The organism is Corynebacterium sp. HMSC063G05, assembly GCF_001810555.1.
Taxonomy (GTDB): domain Bacteria; phylum Actinomycetota; class Actinomycetes; order Mycobacteriales; family Mycobacteriaceae; genus Corynebacterium; species Corynebacterium jeikeium_D.
Genome location: NZ_KV801857.1, coordinates 1 through 20,892 on the forward strand (window position 1 = coordinate 1; position 20,892 = coordinate 20,892).

A 20,892-nucleotide genomic window follows, 5' to 3' on the forward strand; every position below is an offset into this window, starting at 1 on the left:
CCGGATTATGGAAATGTTCACGCAGATAAGCCATACCGGGCCCGGTGACCGCGCCCCGTGAGGGGGACACCATCACGGTAACGGATCGAACGGCGGTCGTGAATTCGCACCTCAACAACGCCTGCAACTTAGACACTTTTTCACCGGCTCCTTGGGCGGGATTGGCTTACTTTTCTTGAAGTTTTAGGCCTACATCGGCACTCTCCAGAAGTTGTAACTAAACCGAACGTTCGTTACAGTTACTGGAATGACAAGTACCGACCACGCCGCTTCCACGAGGGCTAATCCGTCCACTCCAGTCACCCACAGGTGGGTCTTCCTCGCTATCATCAGCGCCGGCCTACTACTCATCGGCATAGATAACTCGGTGCTCTACACTGCCCTGCCAGTTCTGCGCGAGCAGCTCCACACAACCGAGCTGGAGGGCCTGTGGATCATCAACGCCTACCCACTGGTGATCTCCGCACTCCTCCTCGGCACAGGCACTCTGGGCGACCGCATCGGTCACCGCAAGATGTTTCTTGTGGGCCTGACGATTTTTGGCTTATCTTCCCTGGCCGCGGCCTTTGCGCCGCACGCCTGGGCGCTGGTCATCGCCCGCGGCTGTCTAGGACTGGGCGCCGCGACCATGATGCCGGCGACCCTCGCACTGCTACGTGAGACCTTCCGCCACCCTCGTGAACTTGCCACAGCTATTGGCATTTGGTCTGCCACGGCAACACTGGGTGCCGCCGCTGGCCCCGTCGTTGGCGGTTTCCTATTGGAGCACTTCTGGTGGGGCTCAATCTTCCTTATCAACATCCCTGTAGTAATTTTCGCAATCATTGGCACGCTGATTTTTGCTCCGCCGAATCAGCCCAACCCAGCCAAGCGCTGGGATTTCCTCACCAGCCTCTACGCGATGCTGTCCATGCTGGGCCTGGTTTCGCTCATTAAGGAACTCGCTGGTCATCGCTCCTCCACCGTCATCGTCGCAGCTATCGCCTGCGGGCTAGTGGGCGCGGTACTGTTTCAGCGTCGTCAGGCACGTCTCACTGAACCCCTCATCGACTTCTCCGTCTTCCGTTCGCGGATGTTTTCCGGTGGCGTGCTGGCAGCCGCGCTTGCCATGTTTGTCCTGGCAGGCGCCGAATTGATGACGACGCAGCGCTTCCAGATTTCCGTCGGATACACACCACTCGACGCGGGCTTGCTAGTTGCCACCGCGGCACTGGCGTCCTTGCCAGTTGGTGTCATCGGCGGCATGGTGCTGCATCGAGTGGGTTTCCGCACACTCATCACCGGCGGATTCCTCCTCAACGCCATCGGCCTGGCAGGCATGTACTACGGTGTTTCCTCGGGCAATTTCCCGCTCATGATCGCAGGATTGATACTGCTCGGCGCGGGCGCAGGTTCTGTGATGTCGGTGTCGTCGACCGCGATTATCGGCTCAGCCCCGAGGTCAAAGGCCGGTATGGCGGCGGCGATGGAATCCGTGTCCTACGAATTTGGCACACTGATCACCGTCGCAATCACAGGCTGCCTCCTACCCATGTTCTACGCCTTGTTCACGCCTGTCGACGCCAGCATCTCACTCACCGATGCACTTCACACGCCAGCGCTTAACGACGGCGCCCGCGCCGGCCTCGACAGTTCCTACCTGGCCATTTTGATTATCCTGGCTGTCGTTGCTGTCATTGCAGCGATTGCGACTGCGGTGGCATTCCGCGGCAACCCGAAGGAGACTGAATATGCGCACGAGTAAGCGCACTGCCATTCTCGACACAATCGTTGAGATTATCGAGACAAATGGCTTTTCCGAGGTCACCTACGAAAATGTCGCAACTCAATGCGGAATGAGTAAATCAGGGTTGATTTACCACTTCCCCTCCCGCGAAGACATGATTCGCAGCGTCCATGAGCACATGGCGCAGTTATGGGAAGAGGAGCTTATCGAAGCCGCGGGTGGGCCCGCAGAGGAGGTATCCCCCGCCAACCGCCTACGCGCAAACCTCCAGGTCTCGCTGGATACAGCAACGAGGGCCGAGCTACTCATGTCCATCGACTCTGCCGCCGACCCGGAGCTGCGCGAGATCTGGACGCGCCTTTTGCGCCGGTGGAATCCGCCGGTAGAACAGATTGCCACCGATGAGGAAGCCTGCATGGCCTACGTTGTCCAAATGATTTCCGATGGACTCTGGGCCAACGACTACCTCAACGGCAATCAGCTCACGAAAGCACAGCGTAAGGCAATCGCCGAGGCCGCGGCAAAGCTGATTCCAGAGTCGATGGAGTAGCCAGCTCTAAACGCCCTTGCGCTGAACGTCCTTGAGCTCGGAGTCAGTAGCCAGGCCGTAGTTAGCACCCTCATAGACGGCCTTTGCTCGACTCGTTCCGCCGAGCACATACTCACTAAAAGACAGCACCAGCGAGCCAAGCACATTCTTGGACGGATCATCCAGGTAGGTACCGTGGTAGGAACCGGTGACTACCGCTTCCCAGGCGGGCCCTTCAGCGTCGCGGTAGCCACGTCGATCCGCATCAAAAGGAACGATGTCCTCGTGCTCCGCAATGGCCACCAGGCTTGGAATCTCCGGCGGTGTGGAGATTAGTCCAGCGTCGGAAGGCCCTGGGGTGATGGCGACCAGACCACGGGTGACCATATCGATACCCGCAGCCTGGAAGGCTTTATCCATCCTGTTGTTCAGGAAGATTGCGGAGCCACCACCCGCAGAGTGCCCGACCAACATCGTGCGGGAGAAATCGATCTTGCCTGCAAGTGGTGTGGACTCATCCCCATTGGCCGCTGCGGCAACTGAAGCTGCCAGCACCATCTGTGGCGCGAACCAGTTGGTGAAGTTGTAGCCAAGAGCCACGACGTATCCGTGGCTTGCATAGAGTCGCGCTTGCGCGTCGTACATACCCGGCTCAGTACCAATGCCAGGGCTGAGAACCATCAGTGGCGCAGACTCCATCGAGTCAATATCCGCCGGGTAGATAAGCTGCGCGCCAACTGGGGAGGCGTTGGCCGATTCAGGCAGTACGTCATAGCAGCCGGTGGTGCCGTGGAGACCGTGGAGGTCCCGCAGTACGCGGTTATAGATGGTGTAGACGACACCATCACATGGCATTGCTTCGCGGGTTGCGGCAACTGGATGGGAGCCCATCGCTCCGAACTCCTTGCGCAGCTGCCCCGCCTCTGGGGCGAACGGCTCGGTGATATGGCCACTTTCGCCACCGGAAATGACACGGTTCACGCCACCCATGACATCCACCAGACCACCGCCAATTTTGTCCACGGTTTCCGAGTTCTGGTAGTCAATAGTGCTTTCGCGTGCAGTGATATCCGGCAGCTGACCAATGCGCGGTGCCGCCTGCGCTGGCACCTGTCCGCCGAGAACTACACCAGCTGCGAGCGAGAGAGCAGCCACCTTCGAGAACGTACGCCCCTGCCCTCGGCGGGATGCCGACACGGCCTTTCCGGCGGCACTTAGTGAACCAATCATCGTTTTTCCTTAACTCTTGCCAAAAGCCTTGGAATACGAATCTACCTAATGCGTAAAGACGTACGTAAAGACAGAATCATCCTCCCCCATACTTCACCCCTCAAACAATCATTCAGGGCGCTACAAATGTTCACTCTCGCCCAAAATTAACACCACCACCCCCATTTCCTACCCCCTTTCCACGAGTGCACAAATTCAGAAAACCCACCTCACCACCGTTACCCACATATTTTTATTACCTTTTTCCACAAACGCCTCCGCTGCCTCCCCACCAGCGCATACCTTATTGACACCAAGGACAAAGTGGCCACGCCCACACTCACTGTTAACCGACAACCGAGTGCGCATGGCCCTTAATAAAACCCCCGAACAGAAAAGAACTCCCACAATGAGAATCGGCATCCCTTTAGAACCCGATCCCCAGCAAACAATTGTGGCTGCGACCCCGGAGACCGTCGGCAAACTCGTCAAGCTTGGCTACGAGGTCGCCGTGCAGGCTGACGCCGGCCTGGCTGCTAAGTTCACCGACGCGGACTACGAATCCGCCGGTGCCACCATTGTCGACGAGTCTGTCTGGCACAGCGATATCGTCGTAACGCTCGACACTCCGCCGGAGCAGTTCCGTGCACTGCTTAACGACGGTGCCATGCTGATTAGCCGACTTGCGCCAGGCCGAAACGAAGAACTGGTCGAAGAGCTCGCGCAACGCAACATCACTGCCCTTGCTATGGATGCAGTTCCCCGCATTTCCAGGGCACAGTCGATGGACGTGCTGTCGTCGATGGCAAACATCGGCGGCTACCGCGCAGTAGTCGAAGCGGCTTCTGCATATGGTCGCCTCTTCACTGGTCAGGTGACTGCTGCAGGCAAGATGCCACCAGCTACCGTTTACGTCATCGGCGCTGGTGTCGGCGGACTTGCGGCGATCGGTACGGCCAACTCGATGGGCGCGATTGTCAAGGCAACAGACCTGCGCCCTGAAGCCGGTGAGCAGGTCGAATCGATGGGTGCAGAGTTCATCCCGATTCCGGCCGCCGCCGAGAAGTCCGAGGATGGCTACGCCAAGGAAATGACCAATGATCAGGCTGCCGCTGCCGCGAAGCTCTACTCCGAGCAGTCCGCGCAGGCTGACATTGTCATTACCACCGCGAATATCCCTGGCCGTCGCTCTCCACTGCTGCTGACTGCTGCCGATGTTGCAGCTATGAAACCAGGCAGCGTCATCGTCGACATGGCTGCCGCCGGTGGCGGCAACTGCGAGATGACCGTTCCAGGCAAGACCATTGTCACTGACAACGGTGTGACCATCATCGGTTACACCGACCTTGCAGGGCGTCTGCCTGCGCAGGCATCGTCGCTGTACGGTCAGAACATTTTCAACCTGTTCAAGCTGATTACGCCAGAAAAGGATGGCTCTCCAGTTCTCAATCTCGAGGACGAGATTATCCGTGGCATCACGGTGACAAAGGCTCGCCCACAGAATGGCGGCGGCGCTACCGGAGCTGAGATTCTCTGGCCACCACCGCCCATCAAGGTCGCTGTCACCCCTGCTGCCCCACTGCAGGAGCAGCAGGCTCAGCAGGCTGCGTTTGAAGAAAACGCTCCGGAGAAGGTTTCCTTCATGGGATCGGGCATGGGCTCGAAGATTGCTCTGGGCCTGACGGCACTGCTGGCAATTGTGGTTATGCTCAGCGCACCGCACAGCGTGAGCGCCAACTTCATGGTTCTCACCTTGGCTATCGTGCTTGGCTTCTACGTGATCTCTGCGGTCACGCCGCGCCTGCACACACCGCTGATGTCTGAGACCAACGCGATTTCCGGCATTGTTCTGGTGGGTGCGATTCTCCAGGTGGGAAGCTCCAACCTGTTAGTTTCCGGTCTCGCGTTCGCGGCCATCGTAGTCAGCTCCATCAATATCTTCGGCGGTTTCGCCGTCACCGACCGCATGCTTGGCATGTTTGTGAAAGAGGAGGCATAAAGTCTAATGGCTAGCATTGATACTGCTTCGCTTCTGGACTGGACCTACCGTCTGTCCAACGTCGGCTACATTGTCGCCGCCGTCCTGTTCCTCGCTGCACTCTCGGGCCTGTCCAAGCCGGAGACCGCTCGCCGCGGAAACGCCTTCGGTATTGCCGGCATGGCCGTCGCCGTTGTCATCGCCATCTTCCAGGCACTCGTCACCGCTGACACCAAGCCGGATTCTCACTTCTCCCCGCTGATTACCCTGATTCTCATCGCTGTCGCTATCGGCATCGGTGGTGTCATCGGTATCAGTCGCGCACGCAGCGTTGCCATGACTGGTATGCCGCAGCTGATTGCACTGTTCAACGGTCTGGTTGGACTCGGCGCTATCTTCATCGGCTTCAACTCCTACATCTTCGCCGAAGATGTCGCCCCCGATGCCCTGAAGTTCCACTTCGGCGAGGTTTACATTGGCGTCTTCATCGGCGCTGTGACTTTCACTGGCTCCATCGTCGCAGGCCTGAAGCTGTCTGAGAAGATCAAGGGCTCGCCGCTACTGCTGCCGGGCCGCAACGCTCTGAACATTGCCATTCTGGTGGTCACTCTGGTTCTCCTGGCTGTCTTCATCGCAACCGGCACCGAGGGCGGCGCCATCGCATGGGCATGCATGGTTGCAGTCACTGCTTTGGGCCTGTTCTTGGGCTGGCACCTGGTCATCGCCATCGGTGGCGGCGATATGCCGGTTGTCGTGTCCATCATGAACTCGTACTCCGGCTGGGCTGCCGCTTTCACCGGTCTCATGCTTGGCAACCCGCTGCTCATCATCACTGGTGCGCTGGTTGGTTCCTCCGGCGCCTACCTGTCGTACATCATGTGTGAGGCCATGAACCGCTCCTTTGCCAACGTTATTCTGGGTGGCTTTGGCTCCGAGGCTTCGTCGGGAAGCGCCGTGGAAGGCTCCCACACCGAGGTCAGCCACGAGGACACCTCCGAGATTCTGCGTGATGCAGACAAGATCCTCATCGCTCCGGGTTACGGTATGGCTGTGGCACAGGCTCAGTACGCTGTTGCTGACCTAGTCCGTAACCTGCGTGAGGCCGGCAAGGAAGTGGTCTTCGGTATCCACCCAGTCGCTGGCCGCCTGCCGGGTCACATGAACGTGCTGCTGGCTGAGGCCAAGGTTCCCTACGACATCGTGCTGGAGCTGGACGAGGTCAACGATGACTTCGCTGATGTGGATGTCACCCTGGTCATCGGTGCAAATGACACCGTCAACCCGATGGCAGAGCAGCCGGGCTCCCCGATTGCGGGTATGCCGGTGCTGAAGGTGTGGGAATCTGAGCGCGTGATTGTTCTCAAGCGTTCGATGGGTTCGGGTTACTCGGGCGTGCAGAACCCGTTGTTCTTCAACGAAAACACCGACATGCTTATCGGCGATGCGAAGGCCAGCGTCGACTCTCTGAACCGCATCCTGGCGAGTTCGAAGGTCAACGCTTAAAACTTCAGGCAAGCAACGCCGTACAAATCGGAGCCTAGGCGATTAATTCCTAGGCTTCGCCACAGGCTGCATCACGAACCATCGTGATGTGCTCAATGCCGGCTTCCATGAAGGTCTCCCCGATCTCATGGAAGCCGGCTTTTGCGTACACAGCCTTCGCCTGCGTCTGGGCATGCAGAATCAGCCCCTTATCCGGGTGGTCAGCGATGACCTGCTGCAGCAGTTTCGAGGACAACCCCCTACCCCGGCTCGCAGCATCGACGACAACTCGGCCGATGGTGCGCGGGTAGCTCGACGAGTACTCATCGAGCGTGTCAATCACACGCAAGTACGCAATAATCTTGCGGGAGTCATTGTCGTCGCGGATGAAATAGTGCTCTGCGGTATCTTCCAGGTCGCGCCAATCCATTTCCGGCTCGGCACAGGCCTGCTCGAGGTAGAACACATCGGTACGCAACGCCGAGATGGCATAAACATCCGTCGCGCTGAGTTGAGAAAAGGAGGCGTGTTCAATCATGGTGGCTGATTTTACTGCGAAGAACGGTGTGACGCTGATAGCTGGCAAACGTAGTGGCGCACCATCGCGCAGAATGAAGCCGCAGACCTATACCGCCCGCACCCGGCGGAATTGTACCTTCGCGCCGGGCACCAATTGCCCGGCCCTCGACAATGACGGCTCCGTCAACACACCAATGACCGGATATCCACCCGTCGCCGGATGATCAGGACCGAAAATAATCGGCTGCCCCGATGCGGGCACTTGTATCGCACCGGGGACCATTCCCTCGCTTGCCAACTCATGGGTGACCTGGCGCTCAAGAGTAGTCCCACTCAGTCGAAGTCCGACGCGGTTGGCCTCTTGCGTCACGGTCCATGTCTCGTGAAAGAAATCACTGACGCTTTCCCGCGTAAACCAGTCCGCCCGAGGGCCAGGAACAACATCTAAGCGCGCAGCCTCGCTCGACCAATGAGGCGCGGGATAAATTGCGATTGACGACCCCGTCGAATACTCCGGGTCGCCGACCTGCAAGACCTGACCGGCCTGCAAAGGCGCTGGGCCGAGCTTGCCGAGCGTATCGTATGACCTCGAGCCCAGCACTTCCGCGACATCGATGCCCCCTCGAATCGCGACGTACCCGCGAAGACCTGCATCGAAGGTACCAAGCCGCACAATTGCCTTCGCCCCGACCACAATTCGACTATTCATCGAGGTCTTGATGACCTTGCCATCCTGCTCGACAGTCACCTCACCGTGGGCTCCTGCAAAGGAGATGATTGCTCCCTCCGCTACTTGGAACTCCAACCCACCGACGACGCATTCGAGCACCGCCAGGCTTTCTTCGTTGACAACCATCCTGTTAGCAGCTGCCGCGGACTCGCGGTCGAACGCACCGGAGGTACTCACGCCCAGGCTGCCTTGCCCTGCACGGCCCATATCCTGAATCGTCGTCAAAATACCGGGTCGAATAATCTGGATAGAATTCTTCATCTCTTCCGCACCCTTTTCTACGCCGCACTCACCGTAGAAGTCGCTTCAAACTGCACCTCAACCCCGGGCTCAAGCAGCGCCGGAGTAGGCCGATTTAAGTCCCACATCTCCACATCTGTATGCCCCAAGAGCTGCCAGCCACCGGGCGAATCGATGGGATACACACCTGCGAATTGGCCTGCAAGTCCGACAGAGCCCTTGGGAACTCGAGTGCGCGGCGTCGTAAGGCGGGGAATATCAAGCGGCTCTGGCCACCCCTGGCCGCTCCCCCGCACCATGTAATAAAAGCCAGGCGCGAATCCACCGAACGCGGCCGTCCAAGGGCGCTCGCAGTGCCAATCAATCAACGCTTGGGGGCTCATCCCAAGGCTTTGTGCCAAGGACTCAAGGTCCGCGCCGTCATAGTGAACGGGAATCGTCATTGTTTTTCGCTTGTCGACGGTCTGCTTCTGCGTATTGTTGCCCCGCAGCGCGGTTTCTACTGCGCCGAGGTAACGGCGAGCCGGTCCGCGAAAGCGAAGGAGGAGCGTTTGGGCTGCAGGTACCCTGTCAACGAGTCCCTCAATCTCAGCCGCAGCAGAGTGTGCACGAAGTACCTTCGCCAACGGATTGGCCGATGATGAATAGTCGATAAGCAGCGCATTTGTTCCCATAGGGCGAATCTCGGCCATGGCGGTGCTGATCCTTTCTTTCTTGCGGGGTTGAAAAACTGCGGTTGATAAGACCGGTGTGCGAGTCCGCGCTATACGTGGGCAGCGACGGTGACTCCGGCGTCGACGAGCCCTTGGCGAATCATACGGGAGAGTTCGACCGCACCAGGGGTGTCTCCGTGCAAACAAATAGAGTCAGCCTGCACGGTCAACGGTGAACCGTCGTAGGCGACGATTGGTTCCCCGCTAGCCATTGCAATGACGCGTTTGACGACGGCATCGGGTTCTACAATGACCGACCCCTCGAGTACTCGGGACACCAGAGTTCCATCGGAGTTGTAAGCGCGATCTGCAAAAGCTTCCCTAATCACAGGGAGGTCCGCGTCGAGGCTGAGCCGTTCGATGACCGACCCCGGCTGCGCCATAATGGCAAGCTCATCTCCGCAGGTGGAGCGAGCGAGCAGGAGCGCCTCCACCACTGCAGCGGCCTGATTTTCATCCACTGCGATGCGGTTGTAGAGGGCACCGTGGGGCTTGACGTAGGAAACTTCGGTACCCACCGCCCGTGCACATGCCGAAAGTGCACCAATCTGGTAGACGGTTTCGGCTCGCAATTCTCGATGTGCGTAATCCATGCGACGTCGTCCGAATCCGGCGAGATCGCGGTAGGCGACGTGCGCGCCGATGCGAATTCCGCGCGCAGCAGCTGCCTCACAGGTCTCCATCATGACGCTAGCGTCACCCGCGTGATACCCGCAGGCAATATTGGCACTGGTCACAATGTTCAGCAGAGCGATATCATCACCCATCTTCCACGAGCCGAACGCTTCCCCAAGGTCAGAGTTGAGATCGATAGTGGCGCCCATAAACGTCACCGCTCCTTCCAAGTAATAATGCTGGTCTTTGTACCGTTGTTATGTTGGTTCTCATCTGAGCTGTGCGAGAAACCGGGGGGGGGGATTAGCCGAGCATTTCAAACACACCGCCGAATGAGCGCCACGCCAAGAACCAGGCGACTGCGACACCCAAGATTCCGATAGCCGCCAACCACTTCGGGTACTTGTAACCATTCATGAGATCCGCACGGAACAGCGCGATGTAAATCAGCACAGTAACGCCAATTGGAAGAACCAAACCATTGAAGGCTCCGGCGAAAACCAACAGCGTCGCTGGAGCCGTACCGATGAGACCGAAGAGCAGCGTGGAGATTGCAATTAGGACAATGGTGATCGTGTTTTGAGTCTTGGCTCCAGCACCCGAGGAACGAGTCAGAAATGTTGCTGAGGTGTAGCTGGCACCCACAATCGACGAGATTCCCGCAGCCCACAGGACAACGCCAAAGAAGCGCATACCCCAATCTCCTGCCGCAGCTTGGAATGCCTCTGCAGCGGGGTTTCCATCCGTATTGAGGACCACGCCACCAGCGACCACTCCCAAAACAGCTAGGAAAAGCAGAAAGCGCATGATGGCCGTGACGATGATGCTCGTCACAGATGAGCGAGTGGTCTGCGCGAGATTCTCTACACCGCCGGCACCAGCGTCAAGCATGCGGTGAGCGCCAGCGTATGTAATATAACCGCCAACAGTGCCTCCGACCAGCGTGATGATTGCCAGCAAGTCAATCGTGTCGGGCATGACCGTGTTTTTCAGCGCTTCCCCTACTGGCGGATTAGAGCTGAACGCCACAATTCCAGTGACCAGAATCATCACTACACCGAGCACAACGAGCGCCTTGTCCAGCGCCATACCCGCCCGCCGGGAGAGAAAGAAGCCAATGGCGAGGATTGCAGTAACAATGCCACCGATCTTTGCGTCCACCCCCAACATCGCGTTCGCACCAAGTCCAGCTCCGCCGACGTTGCCAATATTGAAGACCACACCACCGATGACAATGAGAATTGACATAAGCCAGCCCAACCCCGGAATCACGGCGTTGCCGAGCTCCTGCGCTCGGCGTCCAGAGACAGCGATCACTCGCCACACGTTGAGCTGAATCGCAATATCAAGTAGCACCGAGATCAAAATGGCAAAGGCGAAAGCCGCGCCAAGCTTGGCCGTAAAGGTTGCGGTCTGGGTGAGGAAGCCCGGCCCGATAGCGCTGGTCGCCATCAGGAATATAGCGCCGAGGAGTGCCGTTCGACGCGCCTTGTGGGCAGATGTTGCAGCGTCCATAGCGTAAGGCCTTTCCCTATAAGTCAGACGATTCCTACGTTGAAGGATTCCTACGTTGAAGATCGCCTGCACCGAGATTGTTGAACAATGTCTCGTATGTTAATTGGTGATGGCCGCCACACAAAAGTGATTTAGTAGTCTGTATTACATGACTACCCCCGGAAGCATCCTCGACGATCAGACCCACACGTCCTCTGGGGAAAAACAACATGACGTTTCAGTAGCGGATGTCACCGCAACTGTCCTGCGCCGAGAGATTCTCGCCGGAAAGCACTACAGCGGCGAGCAGCTCCGTGAAACCCAACTTGCTGCTCGACTGCAGGTCAGTCGCAACACCATCCGACAGGCGTACCGGAAGCTGGAATCTGAGGGGCTTCTTACTCATATCCCTCATCACGGCGTGTTTATCGCTTCCTTCGACAAACAACGCATCCGCGAACTGTATGCCTTTCGCCATGTCGTCGAATGCGGAACACTGCGATCGCTAAGCAAGAGCCAAGCAAAGCTCCTCGGCGAGGAGATTCTTTCTATTTGTGGTTCGCAGTCATCATTGAACCTTCCCGAACGGAATAATGCCTTTCACCTCGCCATCGTCAGAGCTTCCGGGTCTCCCGACCTGTTAGCAACCGCCGAATCCATTCAGGCCCAACTCCGTCTTTGCTTTCTCTCCTACCCCCAAAGCATCGAGCTCCATGCCCGATACGCCGATCGCCACATCAGTATCGCCAAGGTTCTCATCGAGGACACCCCACACCACGCCGCCGACCTCCTCAGCGCCTACCTCAACGAGTCGTTCGGTGCCGTCACCGCTGCCCTCCCGCTTGCCGACCGTTGATAATTAGCTACTAGGACTACAGTGATGGACATGGCAGCAAATTCAGGCAACGCATACGCAATGACCATTACGGAGTTCGGCCCCGCTGACATTTTCACCAGGACACCTATCGAGCCTGCGGAGCCCGGTCCCGGCGAAATCCTGGTCAAGACCACAGCCATCGGCGCGAATCCGCTGGACTACAAGATGCGCGATGGCTCTTCCGGTCTGTGCGCAAAGTTCGCCCCTCCCGCAGTGCTCGGACGCGAAGCTGCTGGCGAAGTCGTTGCCGTCGGCGAAGGTGTGGACAGCTTCGCCCCCGGCGACCGTGTCTTCGGTATGCGCAGCTTCGACGACTTCCGCGGCACCTACGCAACGCACAACGTCTTCCCCGCCGACGGTGTGGTCCGAACGCCCGATTCGCTTGACGACGTTACCGCTGCGGGCCTTGCCCTAGTGGGAATCACGGCGACCGTGGCTGTCGAGCAGCTTGCAAAGGTGAAAGGCGGTGACACTGTACTCATTCATGGTGCCGGTGGTGGCGTGGGCCAGCTGATGACGCAGCTGGCGGTTGCCCGTGGCGCAACTGTGTTGGCCAGTGCGTCGTCACGCCATCATGAAAAACTAGTGGGCTTTGGCGCCCAGCATATTGATTACACAGCGGAAGATGTATTCGAGGCTGTGCGCCGGCGGTTCCCCGAGGGCGTAGATGTTGTGCTCGATGGCGTGTACTTCGACACTTTCCTACCCTCGCTGGATGTGTTGGCATCGGATGGTCGGATTGTGGCGCTGCCTTCACTGGCCGACCTGACACCGGCGAAGGAACGTGGCATTGAGGCACACATTCCGACTATTTCGAATGACACGACTATTTACGCCGACCTGGCCGACCGCGTGGTTGCCGGTGAGATTTCACTTCCTATCGGACTGACTAAGAATCTCACCGAAGTCGCCGAGGTCCACCGAGTATTGGAAGACGGGCACGCTGACGGCAAAATTGTGATGACCGTCGAGTAATTCAAGTGCGTTACTACAGCTCGCGACGAGCGTTCTGATACGTCTTCGTCAGCGAGCACCACAACTCGTCGGCATCAGAGATGGCTTCCACCAGCTCCCGGTTGGTCATAGTTTCTCGCTGCTCGCGCAGGCGGTTGCTCAGCTCCCGGGCACGCGAGAGCTCGCCGCGCAGCTCAATGAGCTCCGGCGTAGCCTCTCCGGAGGCAAATACATCCTTGTAAATGGTGCCGACGCCCATTGTGGTGTTCACGTTGTCCCAGGCAGCGAGAATTGCAGTCAGCTGGTACTCCGTGTCCATGGCAATCTGCTGCAGCTCAGCGTGATTGCGCTCGGCGAGCTCCTGCGCCTCAGCGCTGCGCCTCACACCAGCCCAAGCCTGGTATGCAATGAGGATCGCAAGCACCAAACCCGCCACTGGCAATGCATATTGCAGAATCCACAGCGTGACACCGAAGAGCTGAATAATCAGGCCGAAGAAGAAAAATACGACAATGACCGTCACGCACCCGTTGTCGGAGCCTGAACGTTTACTCACCGCGGCGTCACCTCCGCCGCAGCATTCAAAATCGCATCGGCCCCCAGGTGGCTGGCGTAGCCAAGTCCGATGGCTGCTGCCAGAAGGAGTATTGCCAGCAGCGTATAGACGATTGCCTCTTTGACGGTGCTAGTGACCGCAATGCGCTGCTCTTCGTAGTCAACCAGGGCACGCATGTCTTTGGTCGAGGCATTCAAGCGACGTTCGAGGTCAACCATGTGTTCCTGCTGCTCAGCAGGCGAGATAGCGATGGCATTGAGTGGCACATCGACGCTCTCGACACTGGCATATGCCTGTCGACGAGCACTTTTCACGCTGTCGAACGAAACTGACGGTGCGGGTGGCACTTTAGTTGGCCCAGTGAGATTCCGCGACACCTTATAGTAAGAGCGCGCTGCGGCCCTCGTCAGTTCGTTGTTGGAGTCGCCTTGATTGCCCATAGTGCCGAGTCTGCCACATGAATTTTCTTTGGCTCGGTATCGTCCACCTCATCGAGGATGGCAAAGACATGCATACCTGCATATGGTGCGGCTTCGGCTCGGAGCACGGTCCCCGGGCCTACCCCTGATGTAGCCAAATAGCGCAGCAATTCAGGATCGGAGTCGTTAATACGATCGACTACCACCATCGCGCCAGCTTCGATATCCGTCAGGTCAGTGCGCACTGCGCTGGCGATGGTACCGCTGGCGCTGGGAATTGGATCGCCATGCGGATCGCGCTCAGGGAATCCCAGCATTGCATCAATGCGACTAATGAAATCATCCGAGACCGCATGCTCAAGCTTTTCAGCTTCCTCGTGAACCTCATCCCAGGTGTATCCCAGAGTCGAGACCAAGAAGCTTTCAATAAGCCGGTGGCGACGCACCATAATCAGCGCAATGTCTCGCCCACGGTCCGACAGGCTAATACCCCGGTACGGCTCGTGGTTGACAAGGCCACGTGCAGCTAGCTTCTTCACAGCCTCGCTGGCGGTGGGCTTCTTTTCGCCCATCCGCTCAGCGACGTCGCCAAGTGCCACTTTTTCACCGGTGCGCTCGTGCAAATCCCAAATGACCTTGAGGTAGTCCTGGGTCTTCGCTGGTAAATCCTCCACGTGCATTCTTTAGACTTTAGCGTTATTGCGTGTTGCCGCAATCTTGAGGGGGACATAGAAACAACCGGCGCACACGCCAATGCAGCCACCAACTGACAGATTCGCCGCCACCGCAATGAATAGCCCCACCAGGCCAATCGCGATACCCATCAATGGCGCCAACACGAATAGCAAACGGGTATCGTTCACTACCCCAACGAGCGCAGCTGCCGGGGCAGCTAGCAGCGCGATGGATAGAATCGTGCCGACAGCCGGAATCAGCGCCACCAGAGTCAGAACGATTAGCCCGCTGATGACCAGCTGTGCTTTTCTCCGCGAATGCGCGACCCCGAAAGACTCCGGGTCGAACGTGAAGTAAATCAGCTGACGCCACCGAGCAAGCAGCACCAACGCCACCAGCAGCAAGAGGCCACCCGACAGCGCAATATCAATCTTGTTCACGTTGAGTACGCTGCCGACCAGGAAACTCTCGACCTTCACCGGCAACGGGGCGAACCACTTGTTCAGGAAGTAGCCCAGCGCGAACCCGAATGTCAGCACAATTCCCGCCGCCGAGGACGTCGTCCCCACCTTCGACAGACCGAACAGGGCCCCAATCGGAATGCACATCAGAAATGCCCCGATAAAGAGGAACACCGAAATCCACGAGTGGCTCAGGCCGAGCGCTGCCGCGATAACAACGCCCACAACCGCGCCGGGAAAAGTCGCATGTGTAATCGCTTCTGCGAAGAACACTTGTTTTCCCAGCACCGCGAGCACCCCAACTACTCCAGCCAGGGCTCCTACCAGTATCAGTTCGATAATTGGCAAAATCAGGATGCTAGACACGGTCTCCTCCCAGCACGACGCGCAGCCCCAGTGCCATGAAATACAGTCCCACCGAGGTCAGCGCGACGACTGCCTGAGGCGACACCGGCCCCAAAGGCACCAGTGCCAAACCAACGATTCCGCTGAGGCAGCCCACTGCAATCGCAATCGGCACCATCACATGAACTCGGCGAGTCAGCAGTCTCGCCGCCGCTCCCGGCACGACCAGATATCCGACTACCAGCAGCACGCCCACAGCGCTTGCCGACGACACCACGACCGCAGCAATCGCCGCGTTAATGGTGAGGTCGATGCCCCACACATTGACGCCTGCGGCTTTGGCACCGAAGCGATCAAAGGCAACAAACACCTGCCGGCGCCAGGTCACTGCGATAAGAACCAAGGCGATGGCACAGACAATCAGGGCGCTGGTGAGACGGGAGTCAGTGACTTCCAGCAGTCGCCCGAACATGAGCGCTTCCAGCTGTCCTGACTGGTCACCTTTCTTCAGCGAGAGAATCACACCGATGGAAAAGAAGCTGGTCAGTACAACTGCAACTCCAGCTTCCGACATGTGCGAGCGCGATACTAAGGTCAGTGCTACTGCCACTACCACCGCACATGCTGCAGCCACCGGGATAATCATGTCGATGCCACCGAATACGGCACCGGCCACAATTCCGGGAAAAATCGAATGCACCATGGCCTCGGCATTGAACTCGAGGCCACGCAGGTTCACGATGACACCGACCAGGCCAGAGACCGCCCCGAGGGCAATCAGCAGCACTAGTGGCCTGAACATGAAAGGCGCTACCCCAAGCTCATTCGCAAGCTCAGTCCACATAGGCTGGCACCAACTTCGAGGTCGCACCAAAAGCTGGCTGCTCTGCCACGATTAATGTGTTTTCGCAGGTGTCCTCGGCAAGCACGAGATCATGGGTGGCCGCGATAATTGCCGTGCCATTTTCCTTCAGTTCGTTGAGGAGATTCAGCAGCATCGCCCGATTTTCAGTGTCGAGGCCGTTGAACGGCTCGTCGAGAAGCACGAGTTGCGGACGTGCGACGATGGCGCGCGCCAACAGGACGCGTTGCTGCTGACCACCGGAGAGGTTGCCGAAACGTTCACTGGTGCGGTCGGCAAGCCCGACTTTGGCTAGCGCTGCGTGGATGCGTTCTTTGCGGTGTCCAAGCGGTTGGAAGGGGCGCAGTTCGTGCAGCACCCCCATGGCGACGACATCGAACGCCGTGACAGGAAAAGTGCGATCGAGGTCTGCCGACTGCGGGACGTAGGACACAATCTTCGCGTTGTTGTGCATCTCACCAGAGAGAAGACGAGTCCCACCCAGGATTCCGCGCAGCACGGTCGTTTTTCCAGAGCCATTGGCGCCGATGAGTGCAAGCCCGGTACCCGGCGCGACATTGGCGGTGATGTGATTGACGATGGGTACCGCCGTGTAGCCGAATGAGGCATCGCGGAGCGTGACTATGGGCTCGGCAGACATGGGGTTGGCTAAGTGGTTACCGCTCACTTGATGCCCTCTGGCAGCGGCGCGACAGTTCCGTCCCATGCCGTCACAACCTGAGTGACGTTGTGGATGATGGAACCGATGTAGGTCTCGCCATCACTGCCAGCCGGACCAAGGGAGTCGCCGTAGAGTGCGTCCTCACCAACGATGGCCTTGACACCTGCGGCCTTGGCGATCGCCTCAATTGATTTCGAGTTGTTCGAGTTCTCCGCAAACAGCGCGGTTGCACCCGCGTCCTTCACGGTCTTTGCCGCCTCGGCGATATGCGCGGCCGTGGCATCCTGCTGCTCGTTGAAATCAGACAGCGCTGCGCCGATGAAGTTGATATTGAACTCGTGGGAGAAGTATCCAAAGGCATCGTGGCTGGTAAACAGCACAGGGTCCGACACGGTGGCGATGGACTTATTTGCCCACTCATCCAGCTGATTCAGCTTGTCCTGGTAGGCCGCAACGTGGTCGGCGATGGTGGACTTCAGCTCATTGTCGCCACGTTCCTCAGCGACCTGTTCCAGGGCGTAGCCGATATTGGCAACCTGGATCTTGGCGTTCTTCGGCGAGGTCCATACATGCGGATCGAAGCGGAATTCCGCCTCCTCACCGGGTTCTTCCGGCGGGAATGGCCATGGGGCGACATCAATCTTTTCCACCCCTCGGTCAATGGTGTAGTTACCATTCTTCGCCTTCTCTGGTGGCAGCGGCTTTGTTTTGTCCGTGTCCTTGGCTGCCTTCATGGCATCTACGTCACCTGCAGTGAGAACGCCACTGGTTACTGCCATCGTTCCGGAAAAGCCCGAGGACTCAATCGCCTGGTCCAGGAAGTGCTCCAAATCGACTCCGTTGACGAACAAGAGATCGGCGTTACCAGTCTTGGTCAGCTGCTCATGGGTCATTTCCAGCTCATGTGCTGTTGCATTCGGCGCCAACAGGCAGGTCAAATCAACTTCATCGATGTCCAGCTGCTTCACGTAATCACAAATCTGCGTCGTGGAAGCCACGACGTTGATTGGGTTCTCGCCGCTGGCTCCCTCACTGCCATCGCCACACGCTGCAAGGCCAGCGCCCGCTAGCAAGATCGAAAGGCCCGCACACATGGACTTAGCTGATCGCGAAAGTTTTCCGGAAATTGTCATGTTGGTGTCCGCTCTTGATTGTTTGTTATTGCTTTACGACGGCTACGCTGACCGGCCGCTTCAGTAAATCTGGTCACCTTAGGGGCGGTTGGAGCGCACTTCGCCGTTCATCTATCACGTGTGAGAGTAAACCTAACGACAACTTTTTTCAACCTATTGAACTTAAGTGTTGTTGGCTTTACAGCCTTTCAGGATAAATAATGAACAAGGTCTCACCCCTTACAGTTACACCGCTCCATCAACCGCCACACCACAACATCAGCCATGATGGAGGCATGGAAGCGAAGATTTATCACAACCCCCGCTGCTCAAAGTCCCGCCAGACCCTCGCCGTACTGCGCGAAGCCGGAATCGAGCCGGAGATCATCAAGTACCTAGACACTCCTCCAACCAAGACCGAGCTGCGCTCGCTAATCGAGGCGGCCGGCCTGAACGTCATCGATGCCGTGCGCACCAAGGAAGCAGAGTTCAAGGAACTGAGACTCTCCAAGGACTCCAGCGACGAGGAACTTCTGGACGCAATGGTCGCGCACCCACGCCTGATTGAGCGCCCATTTGTCGTCACCAATAAGGGGGTAAGGATGGCACGCCCCACCGAAGCCATTAATGACATTCTCTAGGCAGTGACAAGCGTTAATCGCTTTTACACCACCCCCCTTCAAAAGCCTCCAAGGCCGGGAAGTTAACAACCCGTTAATAGAGGATAAAGCCGCTGTAAACTCACTGCTGAAACGATAAAGCTATCCGCCTGCCGCCCTAGCCACCCGCACAGGTTGCACCAGAGGCAACGGCGGCCTTCAGCGAAAGGACTCTCATTATGAGCAGTCAGAGACTCGGCTGGCTCAGCGCCCCCGGTCCAGCAGCTCCCCTTCCCGAGGAAAAGATTGCCCCGACCTACCGGACCTGGCGGTTCAACGTATTCATGGGCATCTTCATCGGCTACGCGGGCTTCTACCTCATCAGAAATAACATCCCCCTGGTGTCCGCCGTACTGGAAAAGCACGACCTACTTGGCGCAGCCGGAATTGGCATCGTAGCCAATGCGGTTCTGTTTTCCTACGGCCTATCCAAATTCTTCATGGCCATGCTCTCCGACAGGGCCAATGCCAGGTACTTCCTCCCACTTGGCCTAGCACTGTCCGCGGTCGTAAACCTCTTTGTTGCATTCGTCCCAGCAATCAGTGCCTCTGTTGCAATTTTCGCGACAGTCATGTTCATCAATGGCTGGTTCCAAGGCATGGGCTGGCCTCCTTCTGGACGAGTTGTCGTCCACTGGTTCTCGACATCCGAGCGCGGCACTTTGATGTCGATCTGGAACACTGCCCACAATGTCGGCGCCGCCGTCGGCGGTGCTCTGGCAGCCTGGGGCTTGCATTCGTTCGCCACTTCCGACGCCGACTGGACTCCCGCATTCTGGCTACCGGCAATTGTCGCGCTCGTGATTGCCGCCATCGCATTCCTGCTGATTCGAGATAACCCGCAATCCATGGGCCTGCCTCCGGTAGAGGAATACCGGAACGACCCGGACAAGGTCGAAGGAACTAATGACGAGGCACAAGAACCCTGGTTCACAATCGTCAAGAACCACGTTCTTACCAATCCGGTTATCGTCATGCTGGCGCTGGCCAATGTGTTCGTCTACGCACTCCGTTACGGAGTTCTTAACTGGATTCCGATTTACTTGACAAACGAATTGCACAAGACCAACGTCACGGGCGGAATCATCGGATTCATGCTCTACGAAGGCGCAGCAATTGTTGGCACCCTGCTGTGTGGATGGGTCTCCGACAAGGTCTTCAAGGGTTGGCGCTCAGGCGCCGGCATGCTCTTCCTGATTGGCACCGGCATCACCATTTTCGCATATTGGCAGCTACCCGCCACGGCACCATTGTGGATGTTCTACGTGCTCATCTCCCTGATCGGCGCACTCATTTACGGTCCAATCATGCTCATCGGACTGCAGGCCATCGACCTCTCGCCTAAGTATGTTGCGGGAACCGCAGCTGGTTTCACTGGATTGTTTGGATACCTTCTCGGCGCAACACTCGCCTCGACTGGTGTCGGCCTCTTGATCGACTTCGCAGGCTGGAATGTTACATTCGTAACCCTCATTGGCGTTGTCGCTATAGCGTTTGTCCTCATGATGTTCGTCGGCAAGTACGAGCGCGATGTCATGCACAAGGCAGATGAAGCCCGCACCAAAACAGCTCAATAACTGTCGGTCACGGTGTTGCTAGTCGAATATCAACTTCACTCCGTGGGGCCAATACGGTCGCAAGGCCGCCAATTCATCGGTACACTCTATGTCACAAACGAAAAAACGCGAGTAGACATTACGAATGGAAGGAGACTTCACCATGGGACTTATGGACAAGGCCAAGGAAGCACTGAGCAACGAAGAGAACACCGACAAGGTTCTGGACAAGGCTGAGCAGCTGGGCAAGGACAAGCTCGGCGAGGACAAGGCCGACCAGATCAAGAAGGTTCGCGACATGGCAGACGAGCGCCTGGGCGACAAGAAGTAAGCTACAGAGCTTCTTCACCCCGCATTAGCACCCTGTTTTCACAAGGGAGCTGGTGCGGGGTTTTGCTGTTCTTAGGGGACCCCACAGCCCCACCGACACGCCTTTATTGACAATTATTTTCAAATTGTCCATCATTAACCAAGTGAAAACTATTGTCGATAGAGCTTCTCTTCCGCGCACTCGAAAACA

The 20,892-nt window shown here is 57.6% G+C and carries 22 protein-coding genes; 9 read left to right on the forward strand and 13 right to left on the reverse strand.

Annotated elements, in window-relative coordinates; translation table 11 throughout:
* The first annotated feature begins 247 nt into the window (after positions 1-247).
* Both HMPREF2751_RS07215 and HMPREF2751_RS07220 read left to right on the forward strand, forming a co-directional pair.
* Complete coding sequence (locus tag HMPREF2751_RS07215) at positions 248-1,744, forward strand: MFS transporter (RefSeq protein ID WP_070595765.1); 1,497 nt, start codon at positions 248-250, stop codon at positions 1,742-1,744.
* Positions 1,731-2,276 (forward strand): TetR/AcrR family transcriptional regulator, encoded by a 546-nt coding sequence (locus tag HMPREF2751_RS07220; protein WP_070439472.1) that lies wholly within the window; start codon positions 1,731-1,733, stop codon positions 2,274-2,276. The genes HMPREF2751_RS07215 and HMPREF2751_RS07220 overlap by 14 nt, the downstream gene beginning before the upstream one ends.
* A gap of 6 nt (positions 2,277-2,282) precedes the next feature.
* Here HMPREF2751_RS07220 and HMPREF2751_RS07225 read toward each other — a convergent pair whose 3' ends face one another.
* Positions 2,283-3,485: an alpha/beta hydrolase gene (locus tag HMPREF2751_RS07225; RefSeq protein ID WP_070439467.1), complete on the reverse strand. Its 1,203-nt coding sequence runs from the start codon at positions 3,483-3,485 to the stop codon at positions 2,283-2,285.
* A 388-nt stretch (positions 3,486-3,873) separates the two neighbouring features.
* On the opposite strand from HMPREF2751_RS07225, the gene HMPREF2751_RS07230 reads away from it, so the two are divergent.
* Together HMPREF2751_RS07230 and HMPREF2751_RS07235 are read left to right on the forward strand one after the other, a co-directional pair.
* The gene (locus HMPREF2751_RS07230; RefSeq protein ID WP_070595766.1) at positions 3,874-5,463 is read left to right on the forward strand and encodes a Re/Si-specific NAD(P)(+) transhydrogenase subunit alpha; all 1,590 of its coding nucleotides are present in this window, start codon (positions 3,874-3,876) and stop codon (positions 5,461-5,463) included.
* Positions 5,464-5,469: 6 nt separating this feature from the next.
* A complete protein-coding gene (locus tag HMPREF2751_RS07235; RefSeq protein WP_070595767.1) occupies positions 5,470-6,945 on the forward strand; it encodes an NAD(P)(+) transhydrogenase (Re/Si-specific) subunit beta in 1,476 nt (491 codons plus the stop codon).
* A gap of 49 nt (positions 6,946-6,994) precedes the next feature.
* On the opposite strand, the gene HMPREF2751_RS07240 is transcribed toward HMPREF2751_RS07235, so the two are convergent.
* The 5 genes from HMPREF2751_RS07240 to HMPREF2751_RS07260 form a co-directional block, all read right to left on the reverse strand.
* Complete coding sequence (locus HMPREF2751_RS07240) at positions 6,995-7,462, reverse strand: GNAT family N-acetyltransferase (RefSeq protein ID WP_070595768.1); 468 nt, start codon at positions 7,460-7,462, stop codon at positions 6,995-6,997.
* 87 nt (positions 7,463-7,549) lie between these two features.
* A complete protein-coding gene (locus HMPREF2751_RS07245) occupies positions 7,550-8,434 on the reverse strand; it encodes a 5-oxoprolinase subunit C family protein (protein ID WP_070595769.1) in 885 nt (294 codons plus the stop codon).
* A gap of 17 nt (positions 8,435-8,451) precedes the next feature.
* Positions 8,452-9,087: a 5-oxoprolinase subunit B family protein gene (locus HMPREF2751_RS07250; protein ID WP_246823187.1), complete on the reverse strand. Its 636-nt coding sequence runs from the start codon at positions 9,085-9,087 to the stop codon at positions 8,452-8,454.
* Between the two features lie 89 nt (positions 9,088-9,176).
* A complete protein-coding gene (locus HMPREF2751_RS07255; RefSeq protein WP_070595771.1) occupies positions 9,177-9,950 on the reverse strand; it encodes a LamB/YcsF family protein in 774 nt (257 codons plus the stop codon).
* A gap of 94 nt (positions 9,951-10,044) precedes the next feature.
* The gene (locus HMPREF2751_RS07260; protein WP_070595772.1) at positions 10,045-11,256 is read right to left on the reverse strand and encodes an NRAMP family divalent metal transporter; all 1,212 of its coding nucleotides are present in this window, start codon (positions 11,254-11,256) and stop codon (positions 10,045-10,047) included.
* 148 nt (positions 11,257-11,404) lie between these two features.
* Here HMPREF2751_RS07260 and HMPREF2751_RS07265 point away from each other — a divergent pair, with 148 nt between their 5' ends.
* Both HMPREF2751_RS07265 and HMPREF2751_RS07270 read left to right on the forward strand, forming a co-directional pair.
* Positions 11,405-12,091: a GntR family transcriptional regulator gene (locus tag HMPREF2751_RS07265; RefSeq protein ID WP_070595773.1), complete on the forward strand. Its 687-nt coding sequence runs from the start codon at positions 11,405-11,407 to the stop codon at positions 12,089-12,091.
* 30 nt (positions 12,092-12,121) lie between these two features.
* A complete protein-coding gene (locus HMPREF2751_RS07270; RefSeq protein WP_246823188.1) occupies positions 12,122-13,087 on the forward strand; it encodes a quinone oxidoreductase family protein in 966 nt (321 codons plus the stop codon).
* A 13-nt stretch (positions 13,088-13,100) separates the two neighbouring features.
* On the opposite strand, the gene HMPREF2751_RS07275 is transcribed toward HMPREF2751_RS07270, so the two are convergent.
* From HMPREF2751_RS07275 to HMPREF2751_RS07305, 7 genes are all read right to left on the reverse strand, one after another.
* Complete coding sequence (locus tag HMPREF2751_RS07275) at positions 13,101-13,622, reverse strand: hypothetical protein (RefSeq protein WP_070595775.1); 522 nt, start codon at positions 13,620-13,622, stop codon at positions 13,101-13,103.
* Positions 13,619-13,936: a hypothetical protein gene (locus HMPREF2751_RS07280; RefSeq protein ID WP_141747452.1), complete on the reverse strand. Its 318-nt coding sequence runs from the start codon at positions 13,934-13,936 to the stop codon at positions 13,619-13,621. Before HMPREF2751_RS07280 ends, HMPREF2751_RS07275 begins: the two co-directional genes overlap by 4 nt.
* 92 nt (positions 13,937-14,028) lie before the next feature.
* Entirely contained in the window at positions 14,029-14,721 is a 693-nt protein-coding gene (locus HMPREF2751_RS07285; protein WP_038628213.1) for a metal-dependent transcriptional regulator, read from the reverse strand.
* A gap of 3 nt (positions 14,722-14,724) precedes the next feature.
* Positions 14,725-15,543 carry a metal ABC transporter permease gene (locus tag HMPREF2751_RS07290; protein ID WP_049189328.1) on the reverse strand — a complete coding sequence of 273 codons (819 nt, stop codon included), beginning with the start codon at positions 15,541-15,543 and terminating at the stop codon, positions 14,725-14,727.
* On the reverse strand, positions 15,536-16,366 hold the full coding sequence (locus HMPREF2751_RS07295) for a metal ABC transporter permease (RefSeq protein WP_049189327.1): 831 nt from the start codon (positions 16,364-16,366) through the stop codon (positions 15,536-15,538). Before HMPREF2751_RS07295 ends, HMPREF2751_RS07290 begins: the two co-directional genes overlap by 8 nt.
* Positions 16,356-17,024 (reverse strand): metal ABC transporter ATP-binding protein, encoded by a 669-nt coding sequence (locus HMPREF2751_RS07300; RefSeq protein WP_222865490.1) that lies wholly within the window; start codon positions 17,022-17,024, stop codon positions 16,356-16,358. Before HMPREF2751_RS07300 ends, HMPREF2751_RS07295 begins: the two co-directional genes overlap by 11 nt.
* Before the next feature lie 23 nt (positions 17,025-17,047).
* Positions 17,048-18,178, reverse strand: a complete 1,131-nt coding sequence (locus HMPREF2751_RS07305) for a metal ABC transporter substrate-binding protein (protein ID WP_070439438.1) — start codon at positions 18,176-18,178, stop codon at positions 17,048-17,050.
* A gap of 275 nt (positions 18,179-18,453) precedes the next feature.
* Here HMPREF2751_RS07305 and arsC point away from each other — a divergent pair, with 275 nt between their 5' ends.
* The 3 genes from arsC (at position 18,454) to HMPREF2751_RS07320 (ending at position 20,703) form a co-directional block, all read left to right on the forward strand.
* Complete coding sequence (arsC, locus tag HMPREF2751_RS07310) at positions 18,454-18,798, forward strand: arsenate reductase (glutaredoxin) (RefSeq protein WP_070439434.1); 345 nt, start codon at positions 18,454-18,456, stop codon at positions 18,796-18,798.
* Between the two features lie 197 nt (positions 18,799-18,995).
* Positions 18,996-20,393 carry an MFS transporter gene (locus HMPREF2751_RS07315; protein ID WP_070439431.1) on the forward strand — a complete coding sequence of 466 codons (1,398 nt, stop codon included), beginning with the start codon at positions 18,996-18,998 and terminating at the stop codon, positions 20,391-20,393.
* A 142-nt stretch (positions 20,394-20,535) separates the two neighbouring features.
* Positions 20,536-20,703, forward strand: coding sequence for an antitoxin (locus HMPREF2751_RS07320; RefSeq protein ID WP_016422348.1), 168 nt, complete (start codon positions 20,536-20,538; stop codon positions 20,701-20,703).
* Positions 20,704-20,892: the final 189 nt, after the last annotated feature.

Bases quoted from the DNA above. Each gene is read 5' to 3' on its own strand.
- HMPREF2751_RS07215 (WP_070595765.1), top strand. From the start codon at position 248: ATGACAAGTACCGACCACGCCGCTTCCACGAGGGCTAATCCGTCCACT.
- HMPREF2751_RS07220 (WP_070439472.1), top strand. From the start codon at position 1,731: ATGCGCACGAGTAAGCGCACTGCCATTCTCGACACAATCGTTGAGATT.
- HMPREF2751_RS07225 (WP_070439467.1), bottom strand. From the start codon at position 3,485: ATGATTGGTTCACTAAGTGCCGCCGGAAAGGCCGTGTCGGCATCCCGC.
- HMPREF2751_RS07230 (WP_070595766.1), top strand. From the start codon at position 3,874: ATGAGAATCGGCATCCCTTTAGAACCCGATCCCCAGCAAACAATTGTG.
- HMPREF2751_RS07235 (WP_070595767.1), top strand. From the start codon at position 5,470: ATGGCTAGCATTGATACTGCTTCGCTTCTGGACTGGACCTACCGTCTG.
- HMPREF2751_RS07240 (WP_070595768.1), bottom strand. From the start codon at position 7,462: ATGATTGAACACGCCTCCTTTTCTCAACTCAGCGCGACGGATGTTTAT.
- HMPREF2751_RS07245 (WP_070595769.1), bottom strand. From the start codon at position 8,434: ATGAAGAATTCTATCCAGATTATTCGACCCGGTATTTTGACGACGATT.
- HMPREF2751_RS07250 (WP_246823187.1), bottom strand. From the start codon at position 9,087: ATGGGAACAAATGCGCTGCTTATCGACTATTCATCATCGGCCAATCCG.
- HMPREF2751_RS07255 (WP_070595771.1), bottom strand. From the start codon at position 9,950: ATGGGCGCCACTATCGATCTCAACTCTGACCTTGGGGAAGCGTTCGGC.
- HMPREF2751_RS07260 (WP_070595772.1), bottom strand. From the start codon at position 11,256: ATGGACGCTGCAACATCTGCCCACAAGGCGCGTCGAACGGCACTCCTC.
- HMPREF2751_RS07265 (WP_070595773.1), top strand. From the start codon at position 11,405: ATGACTACCCCCGGAAGCATCCTCGACGATCAGACCCACACGTCCTCT.
- HMPREF2751_RS07270 (WP_246823188.1), top strand. From the start codon at position 12,122: ATGGCAGCAAATTCAGGCAACGCATACGCAATGACCATTACGGAGTTC.
- HMPREF2751_RS07285 (WP_038628213.1), bottom strand. From the start codon at position 14,721: ATGCACGTGGAGGATTTACCAGCGAAGACCCAGGACTACCTCAAGGTC.
- HMPREF2751_RS07295 (WP_049189327.1), bottom strand. From the start codon at position 16,366: ATGTGGACTGAGCTTGCGAATGAGCTTGGGGTAGCGCCTTTCATGTTC.
- HMPREF2751_RS07300 (WP_222865490.1), bottom strand. From the start codon at position 17,024: ATGTCTGCCGAGCCCATAGTCACGCTCCGCGATGCCTCATTCGGCTAC.
- HMPREF2751_RS07305 (WP_070439438.1), bottom strand. From the start codon at position 18,178: ATGACAATTTCCGGAAAACTTTCGCGATCAGCTAAGTCCATGTGTGCG.
- arsC (WP_070439434.1), top strand. From the start codon at position 18,454: ATGGAAGCGAAGATTTATCACAACCCCCGCTGCTCAAAGTCCCGCCAG.
- HMPREF2751_RS07315 (WP_070439431.1), top strand. From the start codon at position 18,996: ATGAGCAGTCAGAGACTCGGCTGGCTCAGCGCCCCCGGTCCAGCAGCT.
- HMPREF2751_RS07320 (WP_016422348.1), top strand. From the start codon at position 20,536: ATGGGACTTATGGACAAGGCCAAGGAAGCACTGAGCAACGAAGAGAAC.